This is a genomic window from Corallococcus sp. BB11-1 (genome assembly GCF_026626625.1).
In the GTDB taxonomy this organism is placed as follows: Bacteria; Myxococcota; Myxococcia; order Myxococcales; family Myxococcaceae; genus Corallococcus; species Corallococcus soli.
This window is the reverse complement of the sequence record NZ_JAPNJY010000028.1, coordinates 19,545-33,794: the sequence shown is the minus strand read 5'-3', so window position 1 is coordinate 33,794 and position 14,250 is coordinate 19,545. Positions and strand designations below refer to the sequence as shown.

At 71.5% G+C, this 14,250-nt stretch carries 15 protein-coding genes; 7 read left to right on the top strand and 8 right to left on the bottom strand.

From position 1 onward, the window contains the following. Positions 1 to 63 precede the first annotated feature (63 nt). On the bottom strand, positions 64 to 999 hold the full coding sequence (locus OV207_RS21665) for an acyl-CoA dehydrogenase family protein (RefSeq protein ID WP_267557025.1): 936 nt from the start codon (positions 997 to 999) through the stop codon (positions 64 to 66). 52 nt (positions 1,000 to 1,051) lie between these two features. Further along, a complete protein-coding gene (locus OV207_RS21660; RefSeq protein WP_267557628.1) occupies positions 1,052 to 1,777 on the bottom strand; it encodes an SET domain-containing protein in 726 nt (241 codons plus the stop codon). A gap of 104 nt (positions 1,778 to 1,881) precedes the next feature. On the opposite strand from OV207_RS21660, the gene OV207_RS21655 reads away from it, so the two are divergent. Then, a complete protein-coding gene (locus OV207_RS21655; protein WP_193428517.1) occupies positions 1,882 to 2,256 on the top strand; it encodes a DUF423 domain-containing protein in 375 nt (124 codons plus the stop codon). 18 nt (positions 2,257 to 2,274) lie between these two features. Here the strand turns inward: OV207_RS21655 and OV207_RS21650 are convergent, their stop codons facing one another. Continuing rightward, positions 2,275 to 2,583, bottom strand: coding sequence for a hypothetical protein (locus tag OV207_RS21650; RefSeq protein ID WP_193428373.1), 309 nt, complete (start codon positions 2,581 to 2,583; stop codon positions 2,275 to 2,277). Positions 2,584 to 2,763: 180 nt separating this feature from the next. Here OV207_RS21650 and mug point away from each other — a divergent pair, with 180 nt between their 5' ends. Further along, complete coding sequence (gene mug / locus OV207_RS21645; protein WP_267557024.1) at positions 2,764 to 3,321, top strand: G/U mismatch-specific DNA glycosylase; 558 nt, start codon at positions 2,764 to 2,766, stop codon at positions 3,319 to 3,321. Between the two features lie 7 nt (positions 3,322 to 3,328). Here the strand turns inward: mug and OV207_RS21640 are convergent, their stop codons facing one another. After that, the gene (locus OV207_RS21640; protein ID WP_267557023.1) at positions 3,329 to 4,162 is read right to left on the bottom strand and encodes a 3'(2'),5'-bisphosphate nucleotidase CysQ family protein; all 834 of its coding nucleotides are present in this window, start codon (positions 4,160 to 4,162) and stop codon (positions 3,329 to 3,331) included. A gap of 118 nt (positions 4,163 to 4,280) precedes the next feature. On the opposite strand from OV207_RS21640, the gene OV207_RS21635 reads away from it, so the two are divergent. Beyond that, the gene (locus tag OV207_RS21635) at positions 4,281 to 4,769 is read left to right on the top strand and encodes a GNAT family N-acetyltransferase (RefSeq protein WP_267557022.1); all 489 of its coding nucleotides are present in this window, start codon (positions 4,281 to 4,283) and stop codon (positions 4,767 to 4,769) included. 163 nt (positions 4,770 to 4,932) lie between these two features. On the opposite strand, the gene OV207_RS21630 is transcribed toward OV207_RS21635, so the two are convergent. Both OV207_RS21630 and OV207_RS21625 read right to left on the bottom strand, forming a co-directional pair. Next, positions 4,933 to 6,615, bottom strand: coding sequence for a glutamine--tRNA ligase/YqeY domain fusion protein (locus tag OV207_RS21630; RefSeq protein ID WP_267557020.1), 1,683 nt, complete (start codon positions 6,613 to 6,615; stop codon positions 4,933 to 4,935). Between the two features lie 89 nt (positions 6,616 to 6,704). Further along, entirely contained in the window at positions 6,705 to 7,847 is a 1,143-nt protein-coding gene (locus tag OV207_RS21625; protein WP_193428379.1) for a glycosyltransferase, read from the bottom strand. Positions 7,848 to 8,201: 354 nt separating this feature from the next. Between OV207_RS21625 and OV207_RS21620 the strand changes: the two genes are divergently transcribed. After that, positions 8,202 to 9,104, top strand: a complete 903-nt coding sequence (locus tag OV207_RS21620) for an alpha/beta hydrolase (RefSeq protein WP_267557018.1) — start codon at positions 8,202 to 8,204, stop codon at positions 9,102 to 9,104. Positions 9,105 to 9,128: 24 nt separating this feature from the next. On the opposite strand, the gene OV207_RS21615 is transcribed toward OV207_RS21620, so the two are convergent. Beyond that, positions 9,129 to 9,887 (bottom strand): arginyltransferase, encoded by a 759-nt coding sequence (locus OV207_RS21615; RefSeq protein WP_267557016.1) that lies wholly within the window; start codon positions 9,885 to 9,887, stop codon positions 9,129 to 9,131. 174 nt (positions 9,888 to 10,061) lie between these two features. On the opposite strand from OV207_RS21615, the gene OV207_RS21610 reads away from it, so the two are divergent. The 3 genes from OV207_RS21610 (at position 10,062) to OV207_RS21600 (ending at position 12,834) form a co-directional block, all read left to right on the top strand. Continuing rightward, positions 10,062 to 10,259: a hypothetical protein gene (locus OV207_RS21610; RefSeq protein WP_267557015.1), complete on the top strand. Its 198-nt coding sequence runs from the start codon at positions 10,062 to 10,064 to the stop codon at positions 10,257 to 10,259. 255 nt (positions 10,260 to 10,514) lie between these two features. Beyond that, positions 10,515 to 11,375 (top strand): glycosyltransferase family 2 protein, encoded by an 861-nt coding sequence (locus OV207_RS21605; protein WP_267557014.1) that lies wholly within the window; start codon positions 10,515 to 10,517, stop codon positions 11,373 to 11,375. A gap of 13 nt (positions 11,376 to 11,388) precedes the next feature. Beyond that, positions 11,389 to 12,834 carry a pyridoxal-dependent decarboxylase gene (locus OV207_RS21600; RefSeq protein ID WP_267557013.1) on the top strand — a complete coding sequence of 482 codons (1,446 nt, stop codon included), beginning with the start codon at positions 11,389 to 11,391 and terminating at the stop codon, positions 12,832 to 12,834. A 21-nt stretch (positions 12,835 to 12,855) separates the two neighbouring features. Here OV207_RS21600 and OV207_RS21595 read toward each other — a convergent pair whose 3' ends face one another. Next, positions 12,856 to 14,178 (bottom strand): carbamoyl-phosphate synthase, encoded by a 1,323-nt coding sequence (locus OV207_RS21595; protein WP_267557627.1) that lies wholly within the window; start codon positions 14,176 to 14,178, stop codon positions 12,856 to 12,858. Between the last annotated feature and the right edge of the window lie 72 nt (positions 14,179 to 14,250).

Here is a 14,250-nt window from a genome sequence, read left to right as displayed (position 1 = left end):
GTCGTCGTAGCAGCCGGGTCCAAGCGCAGGAGGCGGCACGAAGCCCCTCCCGCGCGGGCCGCTTCAATCCTCGCCCGCGCCCCCGGCAAGCCGCTGCCGCGCGGATTCCAGGCGCTTCCCGCGCACCTTCGCGGCCAGGTCCAGCAGGTGCCGGTCGCGCTGCCACTTCTCGCGCGTCTCCACGTCCACGCCCTCCCAGGCCGTCTCGCAGCGCTCCATCGCGCGGTGCAGCTGCGCGAGCGCACCGCCCAGCGCCACGTGCACGCCCGGGTCGCTGGGGTCCTCCTTCGACAGGGCCCGCATCAGCACCGCGACGGCGACCAGCTCCTCGCGCAGCGTCACCGGCCAGCCGCACCGCCGGCCCACCTTCAGGAGCCAGCCCAGCACCGCCAGGTTGACGTGGCAGTCCTCCACGGTGCGGAACGGCCGCAGGTAGCGCGTGTAGCCGTCCCCGGGCAGCACGTCCTCCGGGGCCACGGTGACGCCCTCCAGCCGCAGCGCCGCGTGGGGCACCTCCGGCACGAAGTCCAGCGGCGGCAGCGGCTCCACCTGGACGCCCGGCTTCTTCGCGTCCACCACCACCATGCGCAGGCGGTTGCGCCCCTGCGCGTCGCGGCCCTCGGTGGCCACCACCAGCAGCAGCTCCGCGTACGGGCCCAGGGTGACGTAGGTCTTCACCCCCTCCAGCTTCCACCCCGCGCCGGAGGGCGTGAGCGTCGTCCCGATGGCGTTGGGGTGGCCTCCGCCGGACTCGGTGGCGCAGAGCGCGACGCGGCGGTCCGCGGGGAGCTGGGGGAAGAGCGAGCGCAGCGCGGCGTGGTAGCCGGAAGCGAACGCGTACCCCAGCCGGTCCGTCCGGAACCCGCTCGCGAGCGCCAGGTCGGCGGGGAGCGGGAAGCGCGGCAGCACCGTGAGGTGCCTTCGCCACCAGGCGTCCACCGAGTCGAGCGAGGGAGAGTCGGGGGCTTCGGTGAGCAGGAAGCGCAGGACGTCTTTCACGCTTCCCACTCTAACGCCCACCCCCGCCACGCGCGCGACCGTTTGGCGGCCTTCAGCTCGCCGCGCGGCGACCCCGGCCCGCGCCCTTCGCGCCCTTCGCACGCTGGGTGCCCCGCTGCGGGCCCGCGGCGGACTTCGACGAGGAGGTCTTCCGGGACTTCGACTTCGAGGCGGCCTTGGAGGACGACTTGGACTTCGAGGCGGACTTCGGAGCGACCTTGGAGGACGTCTTCGACTTCGAGGCGGCCTTGGACTTCGACGGGGCCTTGGCCTTGCTCGCGGGCTTCTTGCGGCGCGCGGGGGCCTTCTTCTCCGGGGCGAGGATGGTGCCCCGGCACGAGGGCGTGCCACAGCGGCAGACGTAGAGCCCCTCGGCGTCGTCGCCCATCTCCGGCGTGCGCTCGTAGGCGTAGTCGTACGTCAGCTCCTCGCCCGGTTCGATGGCGCGCAGCGCGTAGATGTGGATGTGGCCCTTGTCGATGAGCGACTGGCAGTTGGGCTCGCACGAGTGGTTGATGTAGCGCGACTCGTTGTGCAGCGTGCCCGCGTCCAGCACCGTGTCGTCGTCCAGGTTGAAGAGGAAGGTGTGGTGGCGCTCCATCGACTCGTCGTCGTAGCGCGTGTCCGCCTGGGCCTGGGTGATGCGCTCACCGATGTACTCGATGATGCGCGCGCCCTTGCGGATGCGGCGGGTGGCGAAGGCTCCGAGTCCCTGGATGGGGGACTGGCGCAGCTCGAAGGGAATCGACGGGGTCGGCTGGAAGGATGGAGAAGTCATCATCAGGGAGGGGCGCGGCTGGGGCGGGAGGCGTGTTCAACCAGGACGCTGCCGTGAGGCGCGGTGTAGCGTGCCGCAGTCAAGCCCGCGAAGAAAGGCACTCGATCATGCGGTGGTGGCTCGTGGTGGGAGCGGTGAACGCTTTCCTGTCCGTGGGGGCGGGAGCCTTCGGGGCGCATGCGTTGCGCGCCCGACTGCCCCAGGACCTTCAGGTCGTCTTCGAAACCGGCGCGCGCTACCACATGTACCACGCGCTCGCGCTGGTGGCGGTGGGGCTGCTGGGCGTCACGCGGCCCTCGCCGCTGCTGTCCGCCGCCGGGTGGGCGATGCTCGCGGGCATCGTCCTCTTCTCCGGCAGCCTCTACGCGCTCGCCCTCTCCGGGGTGCGCGTGCTGGGCGCCGTCACCCCGCTGGGCGGCCTGGGCTTCCTCGCGGGCTGGGTCCTCTTCGCCGTGGCCGCGTGGCGGACCGCGCCGTGAGGACGCGGCCCCTCGCGCTCACTCCTTCAGCAGGGGTGGCAGCGGGTAGATGAGGTCCAGGTCGCGGTGGTTGCGCAGCCCGCAGGCCTCGCGCTGCACGGTGAGGTTCCAGCGCAGGCGCTCCGCCTCCTTCCAGAGCGCGCGGTACGCCCCGTAGCGAGCGGCCCGCGCCGCGCTGGACAGGGCGCGCAGCTCCCGCTCGGACTCGGCCAGCGCCGCGAGGGCCTTCTCCAGGCTGTCGCCGGAGCGGCGCAGGCCGGAGGCGCGCTCGCGCTGGAAGTCCACCTCCACGGGCAGCAGGGTCTCCACCTTCACCGGACGGGCCATGGCCTTCCGGATAACAACGACGCCGGGGGCCCGCATCGCCCTCCGGGCCCGGCCGGGGCCCCCTGCCCTCGCGCCCACCGGACAGGCGGCCGGGCCACGGTCCGGGGGAGCGGAAGGCCCCGGGTGGAAACCGGCGTGCGAGTCCGCACCCGACCCGCTAGGTTTGGACTCCCAGACCCGATGAAGACGCTCCACCGCCCCACGAAGGACGAGCTGTTCGCCGCCACCGGCCGCACCGTGCCGGACCTGCTGGCCCCGGGCATGCGGGTGCTCTTCTGCGGCATCAACCCCAGCCTCTACTCCGCGGTGGTGGGGGTGCACTTCGCGCGGCCGGGCAACCGCTTCTGGCCCGCGATGCACCTGGCCGGCTTCACCCCGCGCCGGTTCCTGCCGTCCGAACAGGGCGAGATGAAGGCGCTCGGCCTGGGCATCACCAACGTGGTGGACCGGGCCACGGCGTCCGCGGACCAGCTGGAGGCCCAGGAGTACGTGGAGGGGCGCAGGAGCCTGGAGCGCAAGGTGAAGCGCTACCGCCCGTCCTTCCTCGCGGTGCTGGGCCTGGGCGCGTACCGGAGCGCCTTCGCCAGGCCCAAGGCGCGCTTCGGCCACCAGGAGGAGACGCTGGGGGACACGCGGCTGTGGGTGCTGCCCAACCCGAGCGGCCTCAACGCCAGCTACCAGCTCCCGGACCTGGCGCGGCTGTTCGGCGAGCTGCGCCGCGCGGTGGACGCGGGCTGAAGCCGCGTCACTTCAAGAGACCGGCCTCGCGGGCCACCCGCGAGACGACGGGCAGCACCTGGTCGAAGGCGGCGGCGTTGCACGCGAGCAGGCCCCGGCGGTTCTGGAGCTCGGAGCCGTCGTAGCGGTACGGGACGCCGGCCAGGTCCGTGAGGACGCCGCCCGCGGAGCGCAGGACGGCCTCTGGCGCGCAGTTGTCCCAGCGGTAGCTCTTGTCGCTGGCGTGCACGTAGAGGTCGCAGCGGGCCTCGGCCAGCAGGCCGCACTTGAGGCCCACGGAGCCGGACTCCGTCTCGCGGGTGATGCCCAGTTGCTTCACCACCCCATCCGTCACCTTCGAGCGGTGCGAGCGCGACACCACGAGCCGCAGCGCGGCCGGATCCGCCACGTCCGACACCCGCAGCGCGCGGCGGCCCTGGGGGTCCTCCACGAAGCCCTGCTCGCCGACGACGCCCGAATAGAGCACGTCCCCGACGGCGCGGTAGACGACGCCCAGCGCCGGCCTGCCCTCCACCGCGAGCCCGACGTGGACGGCGAACTCGCCGTTGCGGTTCACGAACTCCTGCGTGCCGTCGAGCGGATCCACGTACCAGCAGCGCTCGAAGCGCTTCGCGTCGGACGCGTCCTCGTTCTCCTCCGCGACCACGCCGTCGCCCGGGAAGGCCTTGCGCAATTCGCCCACGAGGAAGGCGTTGGCGCGCTCGTCGGCCAGGGTGACGGGCCCCGCTCCGCCAGACTTCTGCGTGACGGAGAAGTCGGTGGCGTAGACCCGCAGGAGGATGTCACCAGCCTGACGCGCGATGCGCCGGGCCACTTCGAGCTCAAGGGCGAGGGCGGGCATGGGGTGGCGCGAGTGTGCCCGCTCGGCGTGGCTTTGGAAACCAATGGGAAGGAAGGCTTCGACAGACGCGGCCCGGGCGGCCCATCCTTGGGCTCCCACTTCGCCGCCTGGAGTCCGCATGCCCGTCGTCATCCGTCCCGCGAAGGCCCTGGACGAACCCGCGCTGGGCCGCATGGGCGCGGCGCTCGCGCGCCAGCACCACGGCTTCGACGCGCAGCGCTTCATGGTCCCCGACGACGTGGAGTCCGGCTACCGCTGGTGGCTGGGCAAGGAGGCGCGCCGCCCCGGCGAGGCCGTGGTGCTGGTGGCCGAACTGGACGGCGAGGTCGTGGGCTACTGCTACGGCCGGCTGGAGGGCGTGGACTGGAACATGCTCCTCGACAAGCACGGCGCCCTGCACGACATCTGGGTGGAGGCGAAGGCGCGCGGCACCGGCACCGGCCAGCTGCTCGCGGAGGCCATGGTGCAGCGCCTCACGGAGCTGGGGGCGCCCCGCGTCGTGCTCTCCACCGCCGCGAAGAACGAAGCCGCGCGGCGCCTGTTCGAACGGCTGGGCTGGCGCCCCACCATGGTCGAGATGACCCGTGAGACGCCGCCCCGCCCATAGCCGCCCTTCGGGCCCCCCGGCCCTGCTGGAGGCCTCCACCTCGGCGTGCGTCGACGGGGGCCCCCCATGGCCCCCGGGATGACCCGCCCCGTCGAAACGGCGGAGCCCCGGGCGGACAGGCCCGGGGCTCCGGTGGTGCATCACGAACGGCGAAGGGGCCGCCCTACTTCTTCTGTTCCTTCACCCACGAGTCCTTCAGCGTCACCGTGCGGTTGAAGACGGGCGCGCCCGGCTTCGAGTCCACCGCGTCCGCGCAGAAGTACCCCAGGCGCTCGAACTGGAAGCGGTCCCCGGGGTTCGCCTGCGCGAGCGACGGCTCCACGCGCGCATCCGACACGACCTCCAGGCTGGCCGGGTTGATGAACGCCTTGAAGTCCTTCTCCTTGTCCCGGTCCGGCTGCTCCACGGAGAAGAGTCGGTCGTACAGCCGCACCTGCGCGACGGGCGCGGTGCCCGGCACCCAGTGCAGCGTGCCCTTCACCTTGCGGCCGTCCGGCGAGTCCCCGCCGCGCGTGGCCGGATCATACGAGCAGCGCAGCTCCGTGACGTTGCCGGCGGCGTCCTTGATGACCTGCTCGCACTTGATGAAGTACGCGGAGCGCAGACGCACCTCCTTGCCCGGCGCCAGGCGGAAGAAGCCCTTCTCCGGCACCTCCTGGAAGTCGTCCGCCTCGATGTACAGCTCGCGCGTGAAGGGCACCTTGCGCGTGCCCAGCTCCGCCTTCTTCGGGTGGTTGGCGACCTCCAGCTCCTCGGTCTGCCCCTCCGGGTAGTTCTCCACCACGACCTTGAGCGGACGCAGCACCGCCATGGCGCGCGGCGCCGTTTCGTTCAGGTCGTCCCGGATGGACAGCTCCAGCACGCCCATGTCGATGAGGCTGTCGGACTTGCTCACGCCGATGCGCCTGGCGAAGTCGCGCAGCGACGCGGGCGTGTAGCCCCGGCGGCGCAGGCCGCTGATGGTCAGCATGCGCGGGTCGTCCCAGCCGGACACCAGCCGCTCCGTCACCATCTGGAGCAGCTTGCGCTTGCTCATCACCGCGTAGGTGAGGTTCAGCCGCGCGAACTCGTACTGGTAGGGCCGGTCGCCCTTGATGAGCGCGTCGACGATCCAGTCGTACAGCACGCGCCGGTTCTCGAACTCCAGCGTGCACACCGAATGGGTGATGCCCTCGATGGCGTCCGACAGGCAGTGCGCGAAGTCGTAGAGCGGGTAGATGCACCACTTATCGCCCGTGCGGTGGTGGTGCGCCTTGCGGATGCGGTAGATGGGCGGATCGCGCAGCACGGGGTTGGGCGAGGTCATGTCGATCTTCGCGCGCAGCGTGTGCTTGCCGTCCGGGAACTCGCCCGCCTTCATCCGGCGGAACAGGTCCAGGTTCTCCTCCACCGTGCGCGTGCGGTACGGGCTGTCCCGGCCCGGCGTGGTGAAGTCACCGCGGTACGCGCTGATCTCCTCCGGCGACAGGCTGCACACGTAGGCCTGGCCCTGGGAGATGAGCTGCTCGGCGAAGGCGTAGAGCCGGTCGAAGTAGTCGGACGCGAAGAAGCGCCGGTCGTCCCAGTCGAACCCGAGCCAGCGCACGTCGCGCTGGATGGACTCCACGTAGTCGGTGTCCTCGGTGAGCGGGTTGGTGTCGTCGAGGCGCAGGTTGCACTTGCCGCCGTACTGCTGCGCCAGCCCGAAGTTCAGCGCGATGGCCTTCGCGTGGCCGATGTGGAGGTAGCCGTTGGGCTCGGGCGGAAAGCGGGTGTGCACGCGACCGCCGTGCTTGCCGGTCCGCCGGTCCTCCTCGATGACCTCCTGGAGGAAGTTGAGGCCCTGCGTCTCGTTCGTGGTCGTCATGATGGGGATGAATCCTGTTGAAGCCGGACAGGGCGGGCAAGATCTTCCTGACCCGGACCTCCGTCCTTCCTCTTTTAACCGGGACGGCGTCAGACGTCCGCGAGCAACGATTCCCAGGCCTTGAGGGCCCGCTCGGAGGACAGCTCCTCCGCCCGGACCAGGGCCCTTGCCCGCAGGTCGTCCCGCCAGGCCGGCTCCTTCACCAGCCGCCCCAGGGCGTCCGCCATGGCCGCGTCGTCCCCCAGCGGCACCAGCACCCCTGCCCGCCCCCCGTCCAGCGCCTCGGCGGGACCGGACGGACAGTCCGTGCTGACGATGGGGCAGCCCAGCGCGAGCGCCTCCAGCAGGACCATGGGCAGGCCCTCGAAGCGCGAGGACAGCGCGAACGCCGTCGCCCGCTTCATCAGCGCATGCGGGTTGTCCGCGAAGCCGGGCATGAACACCGACGACTCCAGGCCCAGCTCCTTCACCAGCGCCTTCAGCTCCTCCTGCAGCGACCCCACCCCCAGGATGAGCAGGTGCGTGTCCGCCCCGGCCGCCTGCATCCGGGCATGCGCGCGGATGAGCACGTCGAAGGACTTCTGCGGCTCCAGCCGCCCCACGGCGATGACCACCGGCTTGCGGAACACGGCCTCCGCCCACGGCGGCAGCGGGGCGTCCGCTTCAGCGCGGATCCGCGCCGCGTCCACGAAGTTGGGGATGACCTCCAGCCGCTCCCGCTCCACGTTCACCAGCTCCGCGAACGCCTTCGCGGAGTCGTAGCCACACGCCACGATGCGGTCCATGCCCGGGTAGAGCACCTTCAGCCCCCAGAGCTGCCGGCGCGGCTGCTCGCGGTGGAAGGCCCCCCAGTCGAAGTGCACCATCCCCAGCACCGGCTTGCCCAGCATCGCCCCGGCCATCCGCGCCAGCAGCGCCGCGCGGCCCTCCTGCCCGGAGACGATGATGTCCGCCTTGCGCGCCTCGTTGAACAGCTTCCAGAGCATCCGGGGCAGCTCCCAGCGCCGGTACGCCTCCACCCCCACGCCCCAGGAGATGGGCACGTCCGCGGGGATGCGGTCGCGCGTGTCCGGCGGCGGAGGCCCGTGGTGGAAGAACAACGACGGCTCGAACCGCTCCCGGTCCAGCCCCGCCAGCACGTTGCACACCGAACGCTCGATGCCGCCCGTGCCCATGAAGACGAGCGTGAACAACACACGCCGCCTGCCGGGCTCCAGTGCCGAGGCCGTCATGTCTCGCTGCGCCCTCAGGTTCAATGTCTGGGTTTCCCGGAAAGAAACGATTTCCACCCTCCGTCTGGCGCTCGAACGCCCGACGGGCCCACCCTGTGGAGGGGCTGTCGATCCTTAGCCCACACACCCCGCCATAGGTAGCGAAGGCCGTGCGGTCGCGCCAGTCCGTGGACAATTGATTGGCGTCAAAGTTTTGGATCTCCATCGTTGTGTCTCCCCTGAATTGAAACACGCGCCCGCCAGGCCGGCGGGCGGGTTCGGGAAACCGGCACCGCTCGGGCCGGAAAATCGGGCCCTGGCGCGGCGCCCGCTGAACGCCAGGGGGCTCCTGGCCTAGGCTTCCGCGCCAACCCCGTGAAGACGACCCCACGCCCCCTCCGCCCTGTCCGGATCCTCGCGTTCGCCCTGGCGGGTGTCCTCGCGCTGGCCGCCTTCATCGCGCTGCGCAACGTCCGCGCGGCCCACGCCGTGCTGCACCCCGCGCGGCAGGCCCTGAAGCCGCTGGGGGCCGCGACGCTCGCGGCGCGCACGGACGTGGCGCTGCGCACGCGCGACGGGCTGACGCTGCGAGGCTGGTACGTGCCGTCGCGCAACCGCGCCGCGGTGGTGGTGATGCACGGCTTCGCGGAGAACCGCGCGCAGATGCTCTTTGAAGCGGAGGCGCTGTCGCGCGCGGGCTACGGCGTGCTGCTCTTCGACTCGCGCGGCCATGGGGAGAGCGACGGCGAGCTCGTCACCTGGGGCGACCGCGAGCGGGAGGACCTGCGCGCGGCGGTGGACTTCGTGGCGGCGCGCGCGGACGTGGAGCCCTCGCGGCTGGGCGTGCTGGGCTTCTCCATGGGCGGCACCACCGCGATGCTGGGGGCGCTGGAGGATGCGCGCCTCAAGGCGGTGGCCGCGGCGGGCGCGTATCCGTCGCTGGTCGCGGACACGCGCTACAGCTACGGCCGCTGGGGCCCGCTGAGCGTGCAGCCGGTGCTCTGGACGATGCGCCTGTCCGGCGTGGACGTGGACGCGGTGGACCCCATGGCGCGCCTGTGCGAGCTGAAGGGCCGGCCGCTGCTGCTGATCAACGGCGACGTGGACGCGTACGCGCCCGCGTTCCTCCAGGACGCGCTGTTCCAGGCCGCGTGCGAACCCAAGGCGTACTGGGTCGTGCCAGGGGCGCACCACGGCGAGTACGCCACGAAGGCGCCAGCGGAGTACGAGCGCCGCCTGCGCGCCTTCTTCGACGCGGCGCTGCTCGGCGGCCCCTGACGCCCCCGGGCAGCGCCCTCCTTCTCAGGGCGTGTCGGGAGACTCCGGCGCGGTCCGCCAGTGCGGGGGCTCATCCATCGCGGGCCGGCCCTCCAGCAGTTCGTGCGGGCGGAAGGCGGCCTTGTAGCGCAGCGAATCACACGCGAGCACGCGGTAGCCCAGGTACACGTACGGGATGCCCCGCTCGCGCGCCAGCTCCACCTGGAACAGCACGCTCGCCTTGCCCAGCGACAGCCGCGAGAAGGCGGGATCATAAAAGAAGTACACCGCGCTCCACGCGCGCGGCATCTCGTCGCACAGGCCCAGGCCCACCAGCTTCGGGCCCGCCGGGTCGCTGTCGTCGTACCAGGCCACCTCGCGCGCGGACGGGTGCGGAAAGGCGAACTGGAGCGAGTACTCGCGCGCCCCCAGCTCCGACGCGTCCCACTCACGCACCTGCTCCCGCTCCGCGTGCCAGGCGCGGTAGAGCGCCAGCCGCTCCTCGTCCACGCGCGGCGGCCCCACCTCCACGCGCAGGTGCGCGCACGCGGCCCGGGCCCGGCGCTGGCTGCGGTTGGGCCGGAAGTCCTCCACCGACACCCGCAGGGACACGCACTCCTGGCACGACACGCACGCGGGCCGGAAGTACTGCGGACCGAAGCGGCGCCACCCCCGCACGAGCAGGTGCTCGTATTCCCGGGGCGTGACGTTGCGCATCAACAGCGTCTCCAGGGACGCCTCCCGCCCCGGCAGATAGCTGCACGGACGCGGTGTTTCGATTTCGTGTGCCACCAGGAGCGCCATCGGTGTTCCTTTCCTGTCGGCCCGGCGACGCCACGTCAAGCAGTGCCTGCCTGCCCGGCGACCCACCCGCTGTCGGGAACGACCCAACCCGACCGCCCGTTCCGTAGAGAGGGTGGCACAGCGACTGCAAGTCAACGGCGGACACCGTACCGCTTGCGGAGAGGATGAACGCACATGGCCCGCGAGGAACTGCATCCCGGATGGCTGCCGCTCGACCCGGTCGAAGAGGCCGACCTGTCCGCTCACGGTGACGCCTTCCCGGAGGAGGACGCCCCGCAGCCCTTCGTCGCCTCCCTCCGGGACCTGCCCGTCGAGGACGCATCCGATGCCGCGTTCGACGAGGATTTCGACTTCGCCGTGGCCAGCTTCTGACGCATGCGGGCGGGCGGCCACGCTGTGGCAACCGTGTCGTACCCGGACAGGAAAACCTGCCGGCTCCACCGCCCGTGACGCAGTAGAAACTTCCGAGAAACCGCGAGGAAGGTCCTGACGCCCGCCCTGCCCTGAAGCAGGCGGGTGAGCGCGGACACAGGGCGGAGTGCCTCCGGGTGGCGAAATGCCCCGCGCGCGGCCTGGAGCCCGCCGGCTCGCTTCTCAGTCGTGGGCCGCCACCGGTATAAGTCCGGCATGTCCCAGATTGACGTCTCGGTGGTGATGCCGACGTACAAGCGCGAGAAGGAAGTGGTGGAAGCCATCCACTCCGCGCTGCGTCAGGAAGGCGTCCAGGTGGAGGTGCTGGTGCTGGACGACTCGCCCGAGGGCACCGCGCGCCAAGCGGTGGAAGGCCTGGGCGATGCGCGCGTGCGCTACTTCAAGCAGGAGGTGCCGTCCAAGGGCCGCCCCGCGCTGGTGCGCAACCACGGCGCCACGCTGGCCCGGGGCCGCTACCTGCACTTCCTGGACGACGACGACCTGCTGGCCGAAGGGGCCCTGAAGGCGATGGTGTCCGCGCTGGACGCGCGGCCGGACGCGGGCGTGGCGGTGGGCTGGGTGGTGCCCTTCAGCGAGGACCCCGAGTGGCTGGAGGACAAGAGCCGCTACTTCGAGCGCGTCGCGAAGGTGGGCGCCACCACGCCCAACAGCGCGTGGACGGTGGCGCACATCCTGTTCCTGGGCACGCTGTACGTGAACTCCGCGTGCATGGTGCGCCGCGACCACTTCCAGCCCCTGGGCGGGTTCGATCCGAACATCCCCGTCTATGAGGACGTGGACTTCTACATGCGCGGCATCCGCCGCTACGGCCACGTCTACGTCGACCGCCCCATCCTCAACTACCGGGTGGGCAGGCCGTCGTTGATGCACGACCTGGGCAAGAAGGGCGAGAAGGTGGAGAAGTCCGTGGCGGAGTCCAACGCCATCATCCACAACAAGTACCGGCGGGAGTACGGCGAGTTGGAGTACCGGCTGCTGCAGCTGGCCACGCGGGCGCTGAAGAAGCGCTTCGGGCTGACGCGCTACCTCCCCCTCAAGCTGCCCCGCGCCTCCTGAAAGGGCCCCCACCGTGAGCCTGCGTCGTCGTCTCGTTGGAACCGCCAAGCGGCAGTTGAAGCAGACCCTGGGGCCCGTGGTGCAGCGCGCGATGGCCCCCGCGCGCGCCTGCCTCCCCCCGGAGACGTGGAGCCTGGAGTCGCGCCCCGGCCACGGCCTGTTCCTGGAGGGCGTGTCGCTGACGGAGCTGGTGAAGGAGCACGGCTCGCCGCTGCACGTCGTGCACCTGGCGGCCCTGCACCGCAACGCGGCGGCGTTCCAGGCGGTGCCCCCGGGCGCGGCGGGCGGCTGTGAAGTCTATTACTCCTACAAGACCAACCCCGTGCCCGGCGTGCTGTCCGCGCTGCACGCACGCGGGGTGGGCGCGGAGGTCATCTCCGCCTACGAGCTGTGGCTCGCGCTCAAGCTGGGCGTGGCGCCGGAGCGCATCGTCTACAACGGCCCGGTGAAGTCGGACGCGTCCATCCGCGAATCCATCACGCGCGGCATCGGCCTGCTGGCGGCGAACCACGTGGAGGAGCTGGACGTTTTTGCGCGGCACGCGCAGGAATTGCGCAAGCGTCCGCGCGTCGCGGTGCGGGTGACGACGGCGCAGGGCTGGACGTCGCAGTTCGGCACGCCCATCGCGGGCGGCATGGCGCTGGCCGCGTACCGCAAGGCGCTGGCGGCGGGCACGCTGGACGTGGTGGGCCTGCACGCGCACCGGGGCGAGCTCATCCGCACGGAGGCGGAGCTGGAGGGCTTCGTCGGCTCCGTGCTGGACTTCGCGGACACGCTGCACCGGGAGCTGGGCCTGGACCTGGAGGTGCTGGACCTGGGCGGCAGCCTCTGCACGCCGACGGTGGAGCACATCGAGCAGCGGGACTGGCGGCTCAACCTCACCTTCCAGCGCGACCTGCCCGCGCCGGACTTCGCGGCGGCGCTCTCCATCGAGCGCTACGTGGCGAAGGTGGTGTCCCAGGTGGAGGCGCACTACGCGAAGAAGGGCCGCGCGCGTCCGCGCATCTTCCTGGAGCCGGGCCGCGCGATGACGGGCAACACGCAGCTCTTGCTGGGCCGGGTGCACGCGCTGAAGGACGGCGGCGAGCGCACCTGGGCGGTGCTCGACATGGGCATCAACCACGCGGAGTGCGTGCGCAACGAGTACCACCAGCTCTTCCACGTCGAGCGGCCGGACGCGAAGGCGCACCGGGCCTACACCGTGGTGGGCCCCATCTGCACCCCGGGCGACACGCTGTACCACGCGGTGCGGCTGCCGGAGCTGAAGGTGGGCGACACGCTGGCCATCATGGACGCGGGCGCGTACTTCGTGCCCTTCGGCACGTCCTTCTCCTTCCCGCAGCCCGCCATCGTCAGCGTGGAGGGCGGCAAGGTGCGCGTGCTGCGCCGGGCGGAGACGAACGAGGACCTCATCACCTTCGATGGAGAGGTCCCCGCGGCCTCGCGCGCCGCCAGCTAGCGAACGCCCGTCCGCCGCGCCTCAGCTCCGGTTGAAGACCATCATCCGGAGGAAGGCGCGGGGGTGGCGCGCGGACCCGTAGGCGATGGTGGCCAGCTCCACCGCCGCGGGCATCATGTCGTCCCGGTCGATGAGCGGATCCACGGCCTTCTCCCGGTGGGTGGTGAGCCACTGCCGCCACTGCCGGGCCTCGCTGGCCGGCAGCGCGCCGGACAGCCGCTGGAGGTTGAGCAGCATCTCCAGCGCGATGCGGTTGCAGAACACCTCTTCGTCGTGCCGCGCGCTGACGGCGCGCGCGTCCGCCACGGCGCTCGCGAGGGCTTCCCGGTCGCCCGTGGCCGCGTGGTACGCGAGCAGCGGCAGCGGCAGCCCGCGCGCGATGTCGAAGCCCATCTGCCCGTAGAAGCGCGGGTTGAAGTCGATGAGGAGGTAGGAGTCCTTCGTCTGGATGAACTCCACCTCGAAGACGCCGTGGTAGCCCAGGCGCTTGCACAGCCGCGTCAGGCCCGCGACGAGGTCCGGGCGCAGGGGCGCGGACTCGAAGCAGACGCCCACGCCCAGCTTGCGCGGGCGCTGGAGCACCTTCATCGCGGCGCGGGCCTCGAAGAGCTCGCCGGACTCATCCACGAAGCCGGAGAGGCTGTAGATGCCCTCCGCGGCCTCCGGGTGGAACTCCTGCACCATGGGGTTGACCACGGCCGGGTCGAACTTCACGAGCATGGGCGCGTACGTGTCGCGGGCGAACTCGCGGTACTCGCGCGCCAGGTCCTCCGGGGACGTCACCGGCTGACCCTTGCGGTGGGTGGCGTGGAGGATCTGCGTGGTGGGCTTGAGCAGCACCGGGAAATTCGCCTCGCGGCGCACCTGCTCCATGTCGGCCTCCGACTGGGGGAACCAGGTGCGCGGCAGGTGCAGGCCCACCTCCGTGCCCACCTCGTAGAGGCGGCGCTTGTTGAGCAGGCCGTACACCGCGTCCACGCCCGGGTCGTAGAGGTGGAAGAGGCCCTCCAGCTTGGCGCGGTGCGCGGAGATGAGCCACGCCAGCTCGTCGCTCGTCGGGTAGAGCACGTGCTTGACGGGCTCGCGCAGGCCGAAGTCCACCAGCCACTGGAGGAAGGCCTCCGGCTGGGACTCCGGCGGGCACTGCACGCGGCGGCTGACGAAGCGCGAATAGCTGGCCGGGCCCAGCCGGCCGGTGTCCGCCACCGTCACGTCCACGCCATGGCGGCCCAGGCAGCGCGCCGCGGCCAGGGTGCCGTAGAAGTTGGCGGAGAACAGCAACACGGGGGCGCGCGCCGCGATGACTGCCGCGGGGGCCTCGTTGGAGACGGCCGCCTCTTGCATCTCATGCTCCAGGTTCGCGGGGTCGGCCTCGCCGCGGGGGCGCGGGGAGGGACGACGAAGTTGTCGGAGACG

What these genes read in the sequence shown, in the direction of transcription:
- OV207_RS21660 (WP_267557628.1), bottom strand. Translation starts at nt 1,777, where the DNA reads ATGACTTCTCCATCCTTCCAGCCGACCCCGTCGATTCCCTTCGAGCTG.
- OV207_RS21650 (WP_193428373.1), bottom strand. Translation starts at nt 2,583, where the DNA reads ATGGCCCGTCCGGTGAAGGTGGAGACCCTGCTGCCCGTGGAGGTGGAC.
- mug (WP_267557024.1), top strand. Translation starts at nt 2,764, where the DNA reads ATGAAGACGCTCCACCGCCCCACGAAGGACGAGCTGTTCGCCGCCACC.
- OV207_RS21640 (WP_267557023.1), bottom strand. Translation starts at nt 4,162, where the DNA reads ATGCCCGCCCTCGCCCTTGAGCTCGAAGTGGCCCGGCGCATCGCGCGT.
- OV207_RS21635 (WP_267557022.1), top strand. Translation starts at nt 4,281, where the DNA reads ATGCCCGTCGTCATCCGTCCCGCGAAGGCCCTGGACGAACCCGCGCTG.
- OV207_RS21630 (WP_267557020.1), bottom strand. Translation starts at nt 6,615, where the DNA reads ATGACGACCACGAACGAGACGCAGGGCCTCAACTTCCTCCAGGAGGTC.
- OV207_RS21625 (WP_193428379.1), bottom strand. Translation starts at nt 7,847, where the DNA reads ATGACGGCCTCGGCACTGGAGCCCGGCAGGCGGCGTGTGTTGTTCACG.
- OV207_RS21615 (WP_267557016.1), bottom strand. Translation starts at nt 9,887, where the DNA reads ATGGCGCTCCTGGTGGCACACGAAATCGAAACACCGCGTCCGTGCAGC.
- OV207_RS21610 (WP_267557015.1), top strand. Translation starts at nt 10,062, where the DNA reads ATGGCCCGCGAGGAACTGCATCCCGGATGGCTGCCGCTCGACCCGGTC.
- OV207_RS21605 (WP_267557014.1), top strand. Translation starts at nt 10,515, where the DNA reads ATGTCCCAGATTGACGTCTCGGTGGTGATGCCGACGTACAAGCGCGAG.
- OV207_RS21595 (WP_267557627.1), bottom strand. Translation starts at nt 14,178, where the DNA reads ATGCAAGAGGCGGCCGTCTCCAACGAGGCCCCCGCGGCAGTCATCGCG.